The 1,980-nt window shown below is 46.3% G+C and carries 2 protein-coding genes; both read right to left on the bottom strand.

What is annotated here, in order from left to right:
- Window positions 1–443: 443 nt before the first annotated feature.
- On the bottom strand, window positions 444–845 hold the full coding sequence (locus tag M8370_RS23205; protein ID WP_070585248.1) for a helix-turn-helix transcriptional regulator: 402 nt from the start codon (window positions 843–845) through the stop codon (window positions 444–446).
- Window positions 845–1,036 (bottom strand): Rop family plasmid primer RNA-binding protein, encoded by a 192-nt coding sequence (locus M8370_RS23200; protein ID WP_070585250.1) that lies wholly within the window; start codon window positions 1,034–1,036, stop codon window positions 845–847. The genes M8370_RS23205 and M8370_RS23200 overlap by 1 nt, the downstream gene beginning before the upstream one ends.
- Window positions 1,037–1,980: the final 944 nt, after the last annotated feature.

Raw genomic sequence — 1,980 nt, 5'->3', positions numbered from 1 at the left:
ATCAGGAATCGGGTTCGTCGACGGCCGGCAATCACGTTATGGCAAGTCGACGGACAACTTACCACACGATTCACCGGCGATTCGACTCGTGACTTGACTCTAGAGTCGCCAAGGTCAAAAAAACACCAAAATGACGATTCGACTCTAGAGTCAAGTCGTCATAAGTTACTGATAGTCTTATGTGAGTCGTCGATGACTCAATGACGAGTCGTCGGCAAGTCGTACACGAATCGCCGACGACTTGGATTTACCTTACAGAAGGTAATAATTCGTAATTTAATAACACCTAACAAACTGATATTAATGAGTTATCTGCAAAATTTTAATTTTGCGTGGTGTGTGGGTATTTTAAGTGGTGAGGTGCGTTCAGAGATCTGACGATTTTTGGGAAGGTTCAGGAACTCCCCGGAATGGCCGGAGAGGAAAACTTAAGCATGACGGTGTCAGGATTTTTTCCAGAATTTCCACCATGGCGCCTGGGATTCAGTTAATTTTGCCTGGTGATTTTCAAGAAGGAGCATGGCCTGTTTCAGGCTGTCAATGTGCGAATCCTTAGACAAAAGTAAGGTGTTCAGGTGTTCAATCTCCTGTTTCAGATGACGAATCACCTGTTCACTCTGGTCAGCAGATGCTGTATCACGCTGTTCAGAGACCTGTCCAGAATGGTGTTCACCCTTCAGTTGTTCAAAGGGACCAAAGACACGTAAAAGCTCTGAAGTATCTACCATTTTTGCATTACGTTCACCGCTACAGGTGGACAGATCACCTGCTTTAATTAACCTGTGCAGTGTTGTTCTACTCTTACCCGTCAGTCGGGCAGCCTCACTAATAGACACTCTGGCCATCAGTTATCATCCTGTAATCCATCCAGTCTCGAGGACAGTGTACGGAAAAGATGCTCCGCATCATCGTGGAGTTTCTCACAAAGGTCCGCCTCAACATCGAGATCAAGCTCGTTAAGCTTCTCCAGCAGGAGCAGAGACTGATTCTGGATGAATTTAGCCATGTTCAGCGCTGTTTTCTGTTGTTTCGTCATAAGGGCCCTCAGAGCATCAGTGCTCAGTGTAAACCGGTAAGGGGGTCGGATGTACGAATGGTTCAGAGAACGGATCTGAGGTTATCCTGTAGTTATTTTTTAGTTTATCTGTAGTCATCGCACTAAAACGCAGGATTAAATCATCAACTTTTGTAGTCTTCCTGTAGTTTACCTGTAGTCTGGAAAAATAATCCGTTCATGCTTGCATGAACGAAGCAGTTAAAGACGCTTTTTCGTCGCCGATGATCCTTAACCTGCGCAGATCACCCAGCCAGAATGATAATTTTTTGCCCCTTAAATGGTCATACACCTAACGCAGCCGCGATTTTTATCGCAACTGCATGAATTAAATGAAAAAAATGGAGTTACTTCGTGTGTTAGCGTAATACGCAACGTATTACAATCATCTGTAACAACATGAAAATAAACAAATAACATGTAATACCAGCGTATTACATGTACGCTGGCCAGCGAAAAAGCTATAACGCTTCCCGGCCGACAGGCGGGCCAGAATCCACCGGGGCGTGCAGGTTCTCTTCAGTAACATGAGCCATTAAGTCAAAAAGGTCATATTCGCCGGGAAACAGAGCATCAGTCGCATCCGGTTGTTCATCATACTCAGATGGCATGGTGTGATATCCAATAGCTGAGGGGTGTTAGCGGGTTTCGGGGCGCAGCCCTGAACCAGTCACGTAGCGCTAGCGGAGTGCATACTGGCTAAATATTTTAAACCGAAGTGGTGATTTGCCAAAGTGCTTCATGTGGCAGGAGTGAAATGAGGCTTTCCGGCGTCAGGAGAAGATGCTGGTTCAGGTGATATTCCGCTTCCTCGCTCACTGACTCGCTGCGCTCGGTCGTTCGGCTGCGGCGAGCGGTGCAGGCTTACTAATGGGGCGGAAATTTATTTCCTAGTGGATGCCCGGAAGAAACTTAACAGGGATACG

This window comes from Enterobacter cloacae complex sp. OE43NF, assembly GCF_023544405.1.
Lineage (GTDB): Bacteria > Pseudomonadota > Gammaproteobacteria > Enterobacterales > Enterobacteriaceae > Enterobacter > Enterobacter cloacae.
This window is presented reverse-complemented; position numbering and strand designations above follow the sequence as displayed.